The organism is Pseudomonas sp. E102, assembly GCF_052660185.1.
The window spans coordinates 67078-82186 of the sequence record NZ_CP084025.1 but is presented as its reverse complement, the minus strand read 5'-3'; the positions used below and the strand labels follow the sequence as shown (position 1 = coordinate 82186).

The following is a 15109-nucleotide window of genomic DNA, read 5'->3' as shown; positions in this document are numbered from 1 at the left end:
CAAGCTCCCTCGCCACAAAAGCCCCGTATCACCCTCCTGGCAACAAAACCCTATACAATGTGCGCCCTTTTGCCCTCCTGATACCAAGGAACCTTAGTGAGCACGTTGCCTCCCTGCCCGAAATGCAATTCCGAATACACCTACGAAGACGGTACCCAGCTGGTCTGCCCGGAGTGCGCCCATGAATGGTCCGCCGGCGGCGAAGCGCAAGCGCCATCCGACGACATCGTGAAGAAGGATTCGGTCGGCAACGTCCTGCAGGACGGCGATACCATTACCGTGATCAAGGACCTCAAGGTCAAGGGCACTTCCCTGGTGGTCAAGGTTGGCACCAAGGTCAAGAACATCCGCCTATGCGATGGCGATCACGATATCGACTGCAAGATCGACGGCATCGGCCCGATGAAGCTTAAATCCGAGTTCGTCAGAAAAGTCTGAATCTGTTGTATTTCCCATCCCATGCCCCGCGTGGGATGGTGCTTGTCTTCCCCCTCCCCAACCCTATTTTGTGCGACCCCACGGGATTCCAACCCGCTTGGGCTTTCACAACCCATCGTCAGAAAAAAACCGTTGCGCCAATAGAGACTTGCTATTTAGCGAATAAGAATTATTCTCATCGAACCCATCAAGGAGATGAGAACCATGACTTATTTGATCGATGCCTGGCTGGACCGTCCACATCCCTACCTGAGGATCCTGCACCGGGAAACCGGGGAAGTCTGTGCGGTGCTTGAAGAAGAAGCCTTGAATGAGCTGCAGGACCAGGGGGATCTGGACCTCAACAGCCTCAACTCCAGCGAACCGCTGGTGCTAAAGGAGTTGGTGCGAAACCTGTTCCTGTTCTGCTACGCCCGGGCGTTGCGCCCAACGGGTGATTTCAGCGGCAGATTCCATGGATGAGCATAAATAACCTATGGGAGAACCTGTGGGAGCGATGGTGCGGCTCGCTCCCACAGTTTTTTGTCCGGCTGTAAAAACCGGACAGAGTCTTACAATACGTCCAACAGCTCGACGTCGAACACCAGCACGCTGTGCGGCGGGATGCTGCCAACGCCCTGGGCGCCGTAGGCCAGCTCGCTAGGCACGTACAAACGCCATTTACTGCCGGCGTTCATCAGTTGCAGCGCCTCGGTCCAGCCAGGAATCACGCCGCCTACCGGGAATTCGGCTGGCTGGCCACGATCGTAGGAACTGTCGAACACAGTGCCGTCGATCAGGGTGCCGTGGTAATGGGTGCGCACCTGGTCTTCACGGGTCGGCTTGGCGCCTTCACCCTGGGTCAGCACTTCGAATTGCAGGCCGGAGGCCAGGGTGGTGATGCCTTCGCGCTTGGCGTTTTCAGCCAGGAACGCACGACCTTCGCCCGCAGCGGCCTCAGCCTTGGCGGCGGCTTCCGCTTGCATGATTTCACGGATGACCTTGAAGCTGGCGGACATCTCGTCCTGGCCCACGCGGCTTGGCTTGCCGGCGAACGCGTCGGTCAGGCCGGCCAGGATCGCGTCCAGGCTCACGCCCGGTGGCGGATTGTCGCGCAGTTGGTCGCCCAACTGACGGCCAATGCCGTAGCTGACGCGTGTTTCGTCGGTGGACAGGTTAACTTCGGACATGATGCTGCTCCGCTGTGCGGACGGCCCGGGAAGTTGCCGTGCGTACACAGCGCCTCCCGGAGCGCCCGGAACCAAAAGGGCGAGCAGACTAGCACAGATGCCGCAGCGCGTGACGAACCTCAGTGCTTGGTCAGCTTGTCCAGATACCCCATGGCGAAGGCCGACACCACGAACGTCATGTGGATGATCACGTACCACATCAGGTGGTCGGGATCGATATTCTTGGCATCCATGAAGATACGCAACAAATGGATGGAAGAGATGGCTACGATCGACGCGGCCACCTTCATCTTCAGGGATGAAGAGTCCATGGTGCCCAGCCAGTTGAGCTTTTCCTTGTCGGAATCGATGTCCAGTTGCGAGACGAAATTCTCATAGCCGGAGATCATCACCATGACCAGCAAACCGCCCACCAGCGCCATGTCGATCAGCGACAGCAGTACCAGGATCAGCTCGGACTCGGCCATGGAAAACACGTTGGGGATGACGTGAAAGACTTCCTGGAAGAATTTCAGCGCCAGGGCCAGCAAGCCCAGAGACAGCCCGAAGTAGATCGGCGCCAGCAGCCAACGGGAGGCGTACATTGCATTTTCGATAAAGCGTTCCATTGAGTCTCACACCAGGGCTGAAAAAACGCGGCGAGTATACCAGCCACGCCCCTACCGACAAACGCCGGTCCGGCCTGCGGTTCTACTGGCTGAGCATGCCCTTGGACGACTCACTGAAGCGGACGAAACTCGAAACCGCCAACGTTGCGACAACGCCCTCCGTTGATCTCCCGCAGTTGCGCCTGCATGTGCAGGGACCAGATCTGCGGATCGTCGGCCAGTTCATAACCGTGGGTTGTCAGGCTCTGGACGATGGTGTCGAGTATGGTTTCTGCGGCGGTCGGCCCGGGAAACGGCCCCTGGGCCTTGATGGCGGAAGGTTGCTCGCCGGCCATTCCGGCGGCGAAGAGCACGGTCCACATGCCCGTGTCTCCAGCGAGCGGACGGACAGCACATTCAATGCGGGTCACCAGGCCCAGGCACTGGCGGGTAAGGCAAAGGTTGCGCGACATGGCGGCGCCCCTCGGTAGATCCGGTATTCAGCCCAGGCGGGGCTGTTTCGATCCAATGATGGCTCTCGTTATCCTTGAACTGAGGATAGGAGAAAAGTTCCGGCGGCGAAGGATTTCGAAACCAGAATGCGCCGAGCGGTCACAGTGTGAATATTGACGCCAAACTGGTGACGCATTAAGAAAAAATGATCCACAACAAAACAGTGTGGGAGCGAGCCTGCTCGCGAAGGCGGATGGACAGCAACAATGATGTCGACTGTCCATCCGCTATCGCGAGCAGGCTCGCTCCCACAATTAGGTTTCCGATATCGAGAAAAACCTCAAGCAGGCTTGGCCTCCGCCAGCGCCTGCTGCGCCAGTTCCTTTTCCGCCTCCTTGATATCGTCCTCGCTGATCATTTCCGCGATAACCCGCAGCCGCTCCACCACGCGCGCATTGACGCTGCCCTCCGGGAACTCGCCGTTCTCGTCCGGCTCGCCCGCGGGTTCGCCCACCAGCAGGCTCAGGGCTTCGTCGGCCTGGCGCACGGCGTAGACGTGGAATTGCCCGGCGCGCACGGCGGCCAGCACTTTTTCATCGAGCATCAGGGTCGCAACATTGGCCTGGGGAATGATCGCCCCCTGCTCGCCTGTCAGCCCGCGGGCTTCACAGAGGCGGAAGAAGCCTTCGATCTTCTCGTTGACCCCACCCACCGCCTGCACTTCACCAAATTGGTTGATCGAGCCGGTGATGGCGAAGCACTGCTTCAATGGCGTCTTCGACAAGGCCGAGATCAGCGTGCAAGCTTCGCCGAGGGATGCGCTGTCGCCGTCCACATAGCCGTAGGACTGTTCCAGGGCGATGCTGGCCGAGATCGCTAGCGGGAATTCCTGGGCATACCGGCTTCCCAGGTAGCCGGTGAGAATCATCACACCCTTGGAGTGGATCGGCTGGCCGAGGTTGACCTCTCGCTCGATGTCGACGATACCGCTGCCGCCGGGATATACCGTGGCCGAAATGCGCGCCGGGACACCGAACGCAGAGTCGCCCACCTCAAGTACCGTCAACCCGTTGCACTTGCCCACGGCCGCGCCGTCGGTGTCGATGAGGATGATCCCCGCCAGCATGTCGTCGAGGATTCGCGCCGAGACACGCCCGGTGCGGGTGGCCTTGGCCTTCAAGGCGCGCTCGATGTGACCGGCATCGGTCATCTCGTCACCGGCCAGTTGGCGGATGAAATCCGCCTCGCTGACCAGTTGGAAAAGGTCACCGATACGCGCCGAAAGGCGTCCCTGGTGTTCGGCCAGACGCGCACTGTAAGTCGCCAGGCGCGCCACCGCATCGGCGGTCAGCGGCGCCATGCCCTCTTCCGAGGTGCGTGTCTTGAGCAACTGGGCAAACTGCTCCAGGCTCTCGTCGCCCATCGGGATGTCTTCATCGAAGTCCACCAGTACGCGAAACATTTCCTGGAAATCCGAATCCAGGTCCTGCAAGGCGTAATAGAGCTGGCGCGCGCCGATGATCACGACCTTGACCTGCAACGGGATGTGCTGCGGCGTCAGGGTGACCGTCGCCAGCCGCCCCAACTCGCCCAGTGGCGACTCCATTTTCAGCTTGCGCGACTGCAGGGCACGCTTGAGCGCATCCCACACGAACGGCTCGCCGAGCATCTTTTCCGCTTCCAGGATCAGAAAACCACCGTTGGCACGGTGCAAGGCGCCTGGGCGCAACTGCCGATACGTGGTGTAGAGCGCGCCCTGGTCGGTGCTGTACTCGATGCGCCCGAACAGGTTGTCGTAGGTCGGGTGCGGCTCGAACACCACCGGCGCGCCACCGCTCGCCGGATGGCCGACGACCAGGCTCGGCGCGTATTGCTCTTCCAGCAGCTTGCGGGCGACGGCGTCGGTCTTGCTGTCGTCCACCAGTTGTTCGACCACGGTCTTGAGCAGATAGACCTGCATGGCTTGCAGATACCCACAAACCGCGGCGTTCTCGGCGTACTTTTCCGACAACGGCGCCAGCAAAGGCTGTAAGGCCAGGGTGATGGTTTCTTCGTTGAGCTGACGCAACTGGTTGTTGGATTCGCGTTTCCATTGCGGGAGGCTGGCGAGCTCTTCGTTCAGGCGCTCCTCCAAGCCGGAAATATCTTCGTGGAACCGCTCGCGCTCGGCCTCCGGCAGTTGGGCGAACTCCGCCTCGTCCAGCGCCTTGCCCTCGCTCATCGGCGTGAACGCGATGTTGCTGCTGTCACGGTACAGCGCGACATCCTTTTCCAATGCCAGGCGCTCGATCACATCGAGAGCGCGGTCGTAGCGCTGGTTGAAGGCGCGGTCGATGGCGCTTTTTTTCTGCTGGTAGGACGGGTGCTCGAACACGGCCGGAAAAGTCGCCAGCAGATTGTCGATAAGGCCATTGATATCGCCAATGAACGTGCCCGCCGTACCCGAGGGCAGCTCCAGGGCGCGTGGCTCGCGAGGCTCATCGAAGTTATTGACATAGACCCAGTCCGACGGGGTCTGCATGCGCTTGCCTTCGGCCTTGAGGTAGCGCTTGACGAAAGAGAACCGGCCAGTACCGGGCTCACCCATGACGAATACGTTGTAACCGGGGCGTGGCATCGCCACACCGAACTGCAATGCTTCGACCGCACGCTCCTGGCCAAGCACACCGCGGAAGGGCTCCAGATCATTGGTGGTAGAGAAGCTGAACTGTTCAGCGGAAAACGGACGGGTCAGCGCTTCGGGCGCTAGACGCAAGCTGGCAGCAACAGGATCAGGCATCGGGCTTCCTTACATCAGGCGGGGCAGATAGCGGCATTCTGGCGCTGCCTATACCTGACTGGCAAGGAGCGTCTCAGGCCAAAGCATAGTCGAGGGAAAAACCCAGCGCAGAGCCCCGCAAGCAACGGGTTTGCAGTAATGTTTTTGCAAAATGTCACGGAACCCTCGGATCGTGCCTAAACTCCAAACTGCGCGGCTGGAACAATAACCGGCCCACTGGCTCCTGTAGGGGCCAGACCCTGTCCATTGGTATGCACATAAAGAGAACATAGCTATGAAACGGATTCTTCTCGGTACTCTCTTCACCGCTGTATCCATCAACGCCATGGCTCAGGCGCCGGGCGGCCCGGATTGCGGTTGGGGCAACATGCTGTTCGAAGGTCAGCGTGGCACCCCGGCCCACTTCCTCGCATCCACCACCAACGGCACCTCCGGCAACGCCACCTTCGGCATGACCTCCGGCACCAACGGCTGCTCGACCAACGCAGCACTGACCTACGGTGGCAAGTCCTGGCTGGCCATGAATGGCATGATGAACGAGCTGTCCGAAGACATGGCCAAGGGTCAGGGCGAAGCGCTGACCACCTACGCCGTGGTACTGGGTGTGGCGCCGGAAGATCGCGCTCACTTCTCCGCTGTGACCCACGAGCACTTCCAGCAGATCTTCAGCAAGGCTGACGTGACCGCAGAAGACGTGCATGCCAACACCCTGGCCATTCTGAAAAACGACCCTCGCCTGGCCAAGTACGCGACTCAAGCTTAAGCTCGACACCACTCGCTCCTTTCGGGGAGCGGGTTTTCTTTCTGGGGCCCTCTCGGTCTTTATTTTTCGATCTTCCAAGTAGCCGACTATGCTCAAACGCCTTGCCTGGCTGGCGCTCTGTGTGTGCGCCCCGCTATCCGCCGCGCCTCATGTCGACCCTCAACGTTTGCAGCAACTGGCCAATGACCGCTTCTGGATTTCCCTTGGCCACTACGAAACCGCCAAGCTCGGCGGCTGGCGCAGCTACATCAGCGACAAGAAATTCTTCCTCGCACCCGACGGCAACGAGCATCCCGACCGCGAACTGACCGCCACGCTGCAAGCCCTGTACGGCCCGGCCAGTGCCGGCCAGCAGCATGCCCAGTGCATGTACCCGGCGCGTACCCGCTGGCTGAAGGCGCAGCTCGACCTGACGGACCTGCCCTCGGTCAATTGCAGCGATTACACCCAATGGTTCAAGGACGTTTCGCCCCACAGCGCGGTGATGATCTTCCCGGCCGCGTACCTGAACAGCCCGTCATCGATGTTCGGCCATACGTTGCTGCGCATCGACCAGGCCGATGTGCAAAGCGACAAGACCGCGCTGCTCAGCTACGCGATCAACTTCGGCGCCTACATTGAAGGTTCGGATAACAGCATCCTCTACGCCTGGAAGGGCCTGATGGGCGGCTACCCTGGCCTGTTCGCCCTGGTGCCGTACCAGGAAAAACTCTCCGAATACCGCAGCCTCGAGAATCGCGACCTATGGGAATACCGCCTGAACCTGAGCCAGGCGGAAACCGAACGGATGGTCGAGCATGTGTGGGAGCTCAAGCAGATCCAGTTCGACTATTTCTTCTTCGACGAAAACTGCTCCTATCGCCTGCTTGAATTGCTGCAAGTCGCCCGTCCCAGCCTGCGCCTGACCGAACAGTTCCCGCTCACGGCGATCCCCACCGACACCGTCAAGGCGGTGAAAGAAGCCGGGCTGGTGGAAAGCATCCAGTACCGCCCGTCCCGGGAGCGAGAGTTGCTCAGCCGCGCCGAACCGCTCAGCGATAATGAGCAGCAGTGGGTTTTGAAGGTCAGCGCCGACCAGCAACAATTGCAAACGCCCGACTTCAAGGCGCTACCGCGCGAGCGCCAGGCGCTGATCATCGATGCCGCCTACCGCCTGGAGCGTTATCGCGCCAACGGCCAGGAGCGCGATCCACAGCGGGCCCAGCGCAGTTTCGAGCTGCTGAGGGCGATCAACCAGAACCCCGCGCCGGAACTGGACATCCCGCAGCCGGGCCTTCCGGAAGACGGCCACGAATCGCGCACCTGGCAGGCCGGCCTGGGTACGCGGGGTGACCGTGCGTTCGGTGAGTACGGCCTGCGCATGGCCTATCACGACCTCAACGACAACGCCGAAAGCTTTCCGCTGGGGGCGCAAATCGAGATCCTTCAACTAAAGCTGCGCCAGTACGAAGGCAACGACTGGCAAGTGCAGCAGCTGGACCTGGCGACCATCCGCTCCCTGACCCCGCGCAACGAGCTGCTGCAACCGTTGTCCTGGCAGGTCACTGGTGGCCTGGAGCGGGTGCCGGGCAAACACGACGATGAAACATTGGTCAGCCACGTCAACGGCGGCGCGGGTGGCACTTGGGCGCTGGGCGAAGATGTACTGGGCTTTGCACTAGGCACGGTGCGGGTCGAACACAACAACGATTTCGCTCAATTTATCGCCCCGGCCGCCGGATTCAACAGCGGCGTGCTGTGGAAGAACCCGCTGGGCAACCTGAGCCTGGAAGCCAAGGGCGATTACTTCGTCAATGGCGAGGTACGCCGTAGCCTGAGCCTGAACCAGCAGTGGGAATTGTCCCGCAACCTGGGCCTGCGCCTGAGCGCCCAGCGAGAGTTCAGCCACTTGGCCTCGCCAGAGAACGAGGTGATGCTCGAGGTGAAGTGGTACCACTACTGAACGAACGGATTGATCACCGCGCTTTCACACCTTTCTGACGAATCCGCTTCTAGACTTCTTTTATGAGTGGATCGGGCAGAGTGGATCGGGCAGGAACGCAAAACATGTGGCGCGCGGCGGTGGTATTGGGGGTGTTGGTGTTGCTCGGTGGCTGTGAAACAACCCATGAGGATTTGATTGCCCGAGGTTATCCACCGGCCTTCGCCGACGGTTTCGATGATGGCTGCAGTAGCGGTCGGCAAGCCGCCGGCGTGATCACAGGCCAGTTCAGGAAGGACGTGCCGCGTTATCTCAAGGATGCCCGCTACGCCGAGGGCTGGAGCGACGGCTTTCGCCAGTGCCAGGCCATGCGCGAGAGTGAAGAGCGTGACGCCTACCGCGAACGCCACTGGGACGATCGCGAACGTGCCTGGCAGCAGGAGAAAGATCGCGACGCCGCTCGGGCCTATCGCACGCAGTGAGTCGCTCAGAGACATCCGTCGAAACCAAAACCTTGCGACCATGGCCCAAACTCCAACAGAGGAGAACCCTATGAGTCGCGCTTTCGTCAACGAAGACAACGCCGCCGCCCAGGCCGATCAACCGGTCGAACGCCAGGTCAGCGCACAGCCCAACTACGTCACGCCGGCGGGGCTTGCTCAATTGCAGGCACGGGTCACCGAACTGCAGCAGTTGCATAGCCAACAGTCTGCCCAGGGCGAGCGGGCAGACAAGCAGCGTATCGCCGATATCGAACGGGATCTGCGATATTTCAATCAACGCCTGCAAAGCGCCCAGGTCGTTAGGCCGAGCCATTGCGATCAGGTGCGAATCGGGCACTGGGTGACTTTTGCCGATGAGCACGATCAGGAACGGTGTGTGCAATTGGTTGGGGAAGACCAGGCCGATGCGGCCAATGGACTGATCAACTGGGGCTCGCCGCTGGGGCGGGCCTTGCTGGGGGCGAAGGTTGGGGATGAAGTGGTGTGGAAGCGGCCGGCGGGGGATCTATCGATTGAGGTGGTGGCAATTGACCTGAAGTAAAGCCACGGCCCATGAAAAACGGAGCCCGAAGGCTCCGTTTTTCATGCAACCGACCGAATCAGGCCAATTTCTTGTGCCGTACGCGATGCGGCTGGGCGGCGGCTTCGCCGAGGCGTTTCTTGCGATCGGCTTCGTACTCGGTGTAGTTGCCTTCGAAGAACACCGCTTGGGAGTCGTCTTCATACGCCAGGATGTGAGTTGCCACGCGGTCAAGGAACCACCGGTCGTGGGAGATCACAATGGCGGCGCCCGGGAAGTCCAGCAAGGCTTCTTCCAGGGAACGCAGGGTTTCGACGTCGAGGTCGTTGGACGGTTCGTCGAGCAGCAAGACGTTACCGCCCTCCTTCAACGTCAACGCCAGGTGCAAGCGACCGCGCTCACCGCCGGAGAGATCCTTGACGAACTTCTGTTGATCGCCGCCCTTGAAATTGAAACGACCGACATAAGTGCGCGACGGGATTTCGTAGTTGCCGATACGGATCTGGTCGGAACCGTCAGATATCTGCTGGAACACGGTCTTGCTGCCGTCCAGGTCCTCACGGCTCTGGTCGACGCAGGCCAGTTGCACGGTTTCACCGATCTCGATGGTGCCGGAGTCCGGGGTTTCCTTGCCCATCAGCATGCGGAACAGCGTGGATTTACCCGCACCGTTACCACCGATCACACCGACAATGGCGCCTTTAGGCATGGAGAACGACAGGTTGTCGATCAACACGCGGTCGCCGTAGCCCTTGGTGACGTTCTTGAATTCGATGACCTTGTCACCCAGGCGCGGGCCGGCCGGGATGTAGATCTCGTTGGTTTCGCTGCGCTTTTGGAATTCCTGAGACTGCATTTCCTCGAAGCGTTGCAGGCGAGCCTTGGATTTGGACTGGCGGGCCTTGGCGCCCTTGCGCACCCATTCCAGTTCTTCCTTCATGGCTTTTTCATGGGCCGACTGCTGCTTGGACTCCTGGGCCAGACGATCGGACTTGGCTTCCAGCCAGCCCGAATAGTTGCCCTCGTACGGAATGCCCGCGCCGCGGTCGAGTTCCAGGATCCAGCCGGCGACGTTGTCCAGGAAGTAACGGTCGTGCGTGATCGCAACCACGGTGCCTGGGAAGTCGTGCAGGAAGTGTTCGAGCCAGGCGACGGAGTCGGCGTCCAGGTGGTTCGTCGGTTCGTCGAGCAGCAACATGTCCGGCGCGGACAGCAGCAGGCGGCACAGGGCCACGCGACGCTTTTCACCGCCCGACAGATGTTCCACTTTCGCGTCCCAGGCCGGCAGGCGCAGCGCATCGGCGGCCACTTCCAGCTGGCGATCCAGGTTATGACCGTCGCTGGCCTGCAGGATCGCTTCGAGCTTGGCCTGTTCGGCGGCCAGCTTGTCAAAATCGGCGTCCGGGTCGGCGTAGGCGGCGTAGACCTCGTCCAGGCGCGCCTGGGCGTCCTTGATCACGCTGACCGCTTCCTCAACCACTTCACGCACGGTCTTGGTCGGGTCCAGTTGTGGCTCTTGCGGCAGGTAGCCGATGTTCAGGTCGGGCATCGGACGGGCTTCACCGTCGAACTCCTTGTCGACGCCGGCCATGATTTTCAGCAGCGTGGACTTACCCGAGCCGTTGAGGCCCAGTACGCCGATCTTGGCGCCAGGGAAAAAGGAAAGAGAAATGTTTTTCAGGATTTCCCGCTTCGGCGGAACAACTTTGCCCAGCCGATGCATGGTGAAGACGTATTGAGCCATGGTGAACCTAGCGTCAGTGACAGTGAAAAGAACGAGCCAGGCCATGCGCGGCGCGGGCAGTTGATGTTGATCACTGCCTGCGAGCCGATGGAGCCTGGGAATCCGGAGCTGGAACGCTCTTGTTTGACCGGCAAAGCTACCTCAACCGTCGGTCCAGGTCCAGCCGCCGAGGGCTGGCACTTTGCCACAAGTCAAGGCATGCTAGCCGCCCTTCGGGCGTCCGGCTTATAGTGACGTCGCGCCAGTCCAGCAAACCGCAGGATTACAGCTTGTCCAACGTCACTCCGCCCCCGTCCCCACGCGCACCCGTCGCCGTGCCAGGCTTGCCCCTGCGCGGGACATTGAAGGGCGGGCTGGCCTCGCTGGTGCTGTTGTTGCTGGGGCTGCTCTTCTGGCAGTTGCTTGACCAACTGCGCGAAACCCAACAGCAGCAGCGCCAATACACCATCGACTACACGGCCGACCTCGCCGCGCAAGTCAGCCTGAACATGGCCCTGAACGCGCAAATAGCCCTCAATCTGCTACCAATCGTCGAACAACCGCAAACCGCCGACGAACAGCAGGCGCTGTTGCGCAAGCTCCAGCAATCATTGCCCGAATTGCGCAGCCTGGCGCTGCTGAGCCCCTCCGGCAGAGTGCTCAGCGACAGTGACGCGGATAGCCAGGACGCGGATTACCTGGCCGAACTGGTACGGCGCAGTCACGCCCAGGCTCACTATTTCAGCAATGCCGAGGACGGCTCCGTGGTGCATCTGCTGTTGCACCAGGCCAGCGGCAGCTCTCGCGGATACTGGGCGCTGCGCCTGTCTCCGAGTTTCTTTTCGACATTGACCAAACAGGGCGATACGGGCCTGCGGCCACTGTGGCTGGTGGAGAACCGTCTCAATCGGCAGATCATCAGCCGCGACGAAAGCCTGCCCACGATCACCCCGTCCCAACTGACCCCGCAGGACCTGAGCAACACGGTGTTGACCGTCCCCCTGAGCAGCAGCGACTGGCAGCTGCGTGGGCTGTTCGACCGGCGCCAGGTGCTCGAGCAACGGCTCCCGGCCTTCATCGGCAAATGCCTGCTGGGCCTGGCGTTTTCCATGTTGCCGGTCATTGCCCTGCTGAACATGCGCCGACGCCAGCGGCAGCTGCACGAAGGGCGCCGTCGCTATCAGGACATTTTCGAGGGCACCGGCGTGGCCCTCTGCGTGCTCGACCTGTCCGGCCTCAAGGCGTTTTTTGCCAGGACTGGCCTGCACAACGGCGAGCAATTGCGCGCCTGGTTGCAGGTTCCGCAACAGCTCGAACAGTTGCAGCAGCAAGTGCACGTCACCGAAGTCAACCAGGTGGCGTTGAAGCTGCTCAATGTCGACTCCTGCCAACAAGCCTGGCAACTGCTGGTTGGCAACGCCGAAAAGGACAACAACCCGGTCGGTTCGAAACTGCTCGAAGCGTTGCTCGATCCCCATAAACAGCTGGAGCTGGAAATCAGGCTCCAGGACGCCCACGGCCGGGATCAGCATCTGTGGCTGGTGTTGCGCCTGCCGGAAACCCAGCACGACTATAACGCGGTCATCCTGAGCATCAGCGACATCACCAGCCGCAAGCTGATCGAACTGTCGCTACTGGAACGCGAAGGGTTCTGGTCCGATGTGGTGCGCACCGTTCCGGATCATCTTTATGTGCAGGATGTGATCAGCCAGCGGATGATCTTCAGCAACCACCACCTGGGCCAGACGCTCGGCTACGACCGAACCGAACTGCACCAGATGGGCGAGTATTTCTGGGAAATCCTGCTGCACAGCGACGACGCCGATCACTATCACACGCTGCGCCAGGAACAGCGGCGCGGCGGCTACACGCAGTTGCTGCAATGCCAGCTGCGGTTCCGCCATCGCAACGGCAAGTGGCGCCGTTTCGAGGTCCGCGAACAGGCCCTGGCCCGGGACCGCTACGACCAGGTGACCCGGATCATCGGCGTGGCCAAGGACATTACCGAGCAGATCGAGGCCAGCGAATCGCTGCGCGACAGCGAGCAACGCTACCGGATGCTCGCCGAAAGCATCAGCGATGTGATTTTCTCGACCGACAGCAAGCTGTCGCTCAACTATGTCAGCCCGTCCGTCCAGGCGGTGCTGGGCTACACCGCCGACTCGATCTTCCGGAACGGCTGGCAGTCGACCATCGCCAACCCGCAACAACTGACCGGCATCTACAGCCTGATGGACCGGCTCAGCAAGGCCCTCGACAAGCCCGACCAACTGACCGAGCTGCGCAACCAGATGCAGACCCAGTTGTATCTGTTCGACTGCCTGCGCGCCGATGGGCGCAAGATCCCTATCGAGCTGCGGCTGGTGCTGGTGTGGGATGACCATGGCGCGTTCGAAGGTGTACTGGGGGTGGGCCGTGACATCAGCCAGCAGCGGCGCGCCGAAAAAGACCTGCGCATGGCCGCCACCGTATTCGAGCACTCGACATCGGCGATCCTGATCACCGACCCGGCCGGCTACATCGTTCAGGCCAACGAGGCGTTCAGTCGCGTCAGCGGTTACGCGGTATCGCAAGTGCTCGACCAACTGCCCACCATGCTGACCGTGGATGAGCAGCAGGAAGCCCATTTGCGCTACGTGCTCAAGCAACTGCAACAACACAGCACCTGGGAAGGCGAAGTCTGGCTCAAGCGCCGTAATGGCGAACATTACCCGGCCTGGGTCGGCATCACGGCGGTGCTCGACGACGAAGGCGACCTTGCCAGCTACGTGTGTTTCTTCAGCGACATCAGCGAACGCAAGGCCAGCGAGCAACGCATCCATCGCCTGGCCTACTACGACGCATTGACTCACCTGCCCAACCGCACGCTGTTCCAGGACCGTCTGCACACCGCGCTGCAGTCAGCCGAGCGACAGAAGACCTGGGTCGTGCTGATGTTTCTCGACCTGGACCGCTTCAAGCCGATCAACGACTCCCTGGGCCATGCCGCTGGCGACCGGATGCTCAAGGAAATGGCGACGCGCCTGCTCGGCTGCGTGGCCGACGACGACACCGTGGCGCGCATGGGCGGCGATGAATTCACCCTGCTGCTGCAACCGCGAGCCACTCGCGAGATGGCGTTGAACCGGGCGATCACCGTGGCCGAGCAGATCCTTGCCAGCCTCGTCCGGCCCTTCGTGCTCGAAGGTCGCGAATTTTTCGTCACCGCCAGTATCGGTATCGCCCTCAGCCCCCAGGACGGCAACGAACTCAGCCAATTGATGAAGAACGCCGACACGGCCATGTATCACGCCAAGGAGCGCGGCAAGAACAACTTCCAGTTCTACCAGGCCGACATGAACGCCAGCGCCCTGGAGCGGCTGGAATTGGAAAGCGACCTGCGCCACGCCTTGGAACAGAATGAGTTCGTGCTCTATTACCAACCCCAGTTCAGTGGCGACGGCAAGCGCCTGACCGGCGCCGAGGCCTTGCTGCGCTGGCGCCATCCGCGACGCGGGTTGGTGCCGCCGGGGGATTTCATCCCGGTGCTGGAAGAACTCGGCCTGGTGGTGGACGTCGGCGACTGGGTCATCAGCGAAGCCTGTCGCCAGCTCAAGACCTGGCACCAGGCCAAGGTCCGGGTGCCGAAGGTCTCGGTCAACATCTCGGCCCGGCAGTTCTCCGACGGCCAGCTCGGCACACGCATCGCCAATATCTTGCGCAGCACTGGGCTGCCACCGGCCTGCCTGGAGCTGGAACTGACGGAAAGTATTCTGATGCGCGAAGTCAGCGAGGCGATGCAGATCCTCGCCGGGTTGAAAAACCTTGGCCTGAGTATTGCGGTGGATGACTTCGGCACCGGTTATTCGTCGCTCAACTACCTCAAGCAATTCCCCATCGACGTGCTGAAGATCGACCGCACCTTCGTCGACGGCCTGCCGTCCGGCGAGCAGGACGCGCAGATCGCCCGAGCGATCATCGCCATGGCCCACAGCCTCAACCTGGCGGTGATCGCCGAAGGCGTCGAGACCCACGAGCAACTGGACTTCTTGCGCGAACACGGCTGCGACGAAGTACAGGGCTACCTGTTCGGCCGGCCGATGCCGGCGAATCGGTTTGAAGCGCAGTTCAGCAATGATGCGTTGTTCATGATCGACTGAGAGCGTGCGGCGCCTGTAGCGGCCTCATCGCGAGCAAGCTCGCTCCCACATTTGAACCTGTGTACACATAACCCTGTGGGAGCGAGCTTGCTCGCGATGGGGCCGGCCGAGACA

The 15109-nt window shown here is 61.1% G+C and carries 12 protein-coding genes; 7 read left to right on the top strand and 5 right to left on the bottom strand.

Features of this window, described 5'->3' with window-relative positions; genetic code table 11:
* Nucleotides 1-96 precede the first annotated feature (96 nt).
* Complete coding sequence (locus DOCECA_RS00385) at nt 97-438, top strand: zinc ribbon domain-containing protein YjdM (RefSeq protein WP_420767650.1); 342 nt, start codon at nt 97-99, stop codon at nt 436-438.
* A gap of 204 nt (nt 439-642) precedes the next feature.
* Nucleotides 643-900: a PA4570 family protein gene (locus tag DOCECA_RS00380; RefSeq protein WP_003205743.1), complete on the top strand. Its 258-nt coding sequence runs from the start codon at nt 643-645 to the stop codon at nt 898-900.
* A gap of 89 nt (nt 901-989) precedes the next feature.
* Here the strand turns inward: DOCECA_RS00380 and DOCECA_RS00375 are convergent, their stop codons facing one another.
* The 4 genes from DOCECA_RS00375 to DOCECA_RS00360 all read right to left on the bottom strand — a co-directional run bounded on the left by DOCECA_RS00375 (nt 990) and on the right by DOCECA_RS00360 (nt 5426).
* Nucleotides 990-1607, bottom strand: coding sequence for an FKBP-type peptidyl-prolyl cis-trans isomerase (locus DOCECA_RS00375; protein WP_003205746.1), 618 nt, complete (start codon nt 1605-1607; stop codon nt 990-992).
* A 119-nt stretch (nt 1608-1726) separates the two neighbouring features.
* Complete coding sequence (locus DOCECA_RS00370; RefSeq protein ID WP_445571299.1) at nt 1727-2215, bottom strand: TIGR00645 family protein; 489 nt, start codon at nt 2213-2215, stop codon at nt 1727-1729.
* A gap of 110 nt (nt 2216-2325) precedes the next feature.
* Nucleotides 2326-2667 (bottom strand): PA4575 family protein, encoded by a 342-nt coding sequence (locus DOCECA_RS00365; RefSeq protein WP_420767652.1) that lies wholly within the window; start codon nt 2665-2667, stop codon nt 2326-2328.
* A gap of 320 nt (nt 2668-2987) precedes the next feature.
* Nucleotides 2988-5426: a Lon protease family protein gene (locus tag DOCECA_RS00360; protein ID WP_434562228.1), complete on the bottom strand. Its 2439-nt coding sequence runs from the start codon at nt 5424-5426 to the stop codon at nt 2988-2990.
* Between the two features lie 274 nt (nt 5427-5700).
* Here DOCECA_RS00360 and DOCECA_RS00355 point away from each other — a divergent pair, with 274 nt between their 5' ends.
* From DOCECA_RS00355 to DOCECA_RS00340, 4 genes are all read left to right on the top strand, one after another.
* Nucleotides 5701-6189 carry a DUF3015 domain-containing protein gene (locus DOCECA_RS00355; RefSeq protein ID WP_420767654.1) on the top strand — a complete coding sequence of 163 codons (489 nt, stop codon included), beginning with the start codon at nt 5701-5703 and terminating at the stop codon, nt 6187-6189.
* A gap of 88 nt (nt 6190-6277) precedes the next feature.
* Nucleotides 6278-8131, top strand: coding sequence for an Lnb N-terminal periplasmic domain-containing protein (locus DOCECA_RS00350; protein ID WP_445571298.1), 1854 nt, complete (start codon nt 6278-6280; stop codon nt 8129-8131).
* A gap of 104 nt (nt 8132-8235) precedes the next feature.
* Nucleotides 8236-8592: a hypothetical protein gene (locus tag DOCECA_RS00345; protein WP_434562226.1), complete on the top strand. Its 357-nt coding sequence runs from the start codon at nt 8236-8238 to the stop codon at nt 8590-8592.
* A 70-nt stretch (nt 8593-8662) separates the two neighbouring features.
* Nucleotides 8663-9154 (top strand): GreA/GreB family elongation factor, encoded by a 492-nt coding sequence (locus DOCECA_RS00340; RefSeq protein WP_445571297.1) that lies wholly within the window; start codon nt 8663-8665, stop codon nt 9152-9154.
* Nucleotides 9155-9212: 58 nt separating this feature from the next.
* On the opposite strand, the gene ettA is transcribed toward DOCECA_RS00340, so the two are convergent.
* Nucleotides 9213-10877 (bottom strand): energy-dependent translational throttle protein EttA, encoded by a 1665-nt coding sequence (gene ettA, locus DOCECA_RS00335; protein ID WP_420767658.1) that lies wholly within the window; start codon nt 10875-10877, stop codon nt 9213-9215.
* Nucleotides 10878-11146: 269 nt separating this feature from the next.
* On the opposite strand from ettA, the gene DOCECA_RS00330 reads away from it, so the two are divergent.
* Nucleotides 11147-14995: a sensor domain-containing protein gene (locus DOCECA_RS00330; RefSeq protein ID WP_445571296.1), complete on the top strand. Its 3849-nt coding sequence runs from the start codon at nt 11147-11149 to the stop codon at nt 14993-14995.
* The last annotated feature ends 114 nt before the right edge of the window (nt 14996-15109 follow it).

What these genes read in the sequence shown, in the direction of transcription:
- DOCECA_RS00365 (WP_420767652.1), bottom strand. Translation starts at nt 2,667, where the DNA reads ATGTCGCGCAACCTTTGCCTTACCCGCCAGTGCCTGGGCCTGGTGACC.
- DOCECA_RS00380 (WP_003205743.1), top strand. Translation starts at nt 643, where the DNA reads ATGACTTATTTGATCGATGCCTGGCTGGACCGTCCACATCCCTACCTG.
- DOCECA_RS00360 (WP_434562228.1), bottom strand. Translation starts at nt 5,426, where the DNA reads ATGCCTGATCCTGTTGCTGCCAGCTTGCGTCTAGCGCCCGAAGCGCTG.
- DOCECA_RS00350 (WP_445571298.1), top strand. Translation starts at nt 6,278, where the DNA reads ATGCTCAAACGCCTTGCCTGGCTGGCGCTCTGTGTGTGCGCCCCGCTA.
- ettA (WP_420767658.1), bottom strand. Translation starts at nt 10,877, where the DNA reads ATGGCTCAATACGTCTTCACCATGCATCGGCTGGGCAAAGTTGTTCCG.
- DOCECA_RS00375 (WP_003205746.1), bottom strand. Translation starts at nt 1,607, where the DNA reads ATGTCCGAAGTTAACCTGTCCACCGACGAAACACGCGTCAGCTACGGC.
- DOCECA_RS00355 (WP_420767654.1), top strand. Translation starts at nt 5,701, where the DNA reads ATGAAACGGATTCTTCTCGGTACTCTCTTCACCGCTGTATCCATCAAC.
- DOCECA_RS00345 (WP_434562226.1), top strand. Translation starts at nt 8,236, where the DNA reads ATGTGGCGCGCGGCGGTGGTATTGGGGGTGTTGGTGTTGCTCGGTGGC.
- DOCECA_RS00370 (WP_445571299.1), bottom strand. Translation starts at nt 2,215, where the DNA reads ATGGAACGCTTTATCGAAAATGCAATGTACGCCTCCCGTTGGCTGCTG.
- DOCECA_RS00340 (WP_445571297.1), top strand. Translation starts at nt 8,663, where the DNA reads ATGAGTCGCGCTTTCGTCAACGAAGACAACGCCGCCGCCCAGGCCGAT.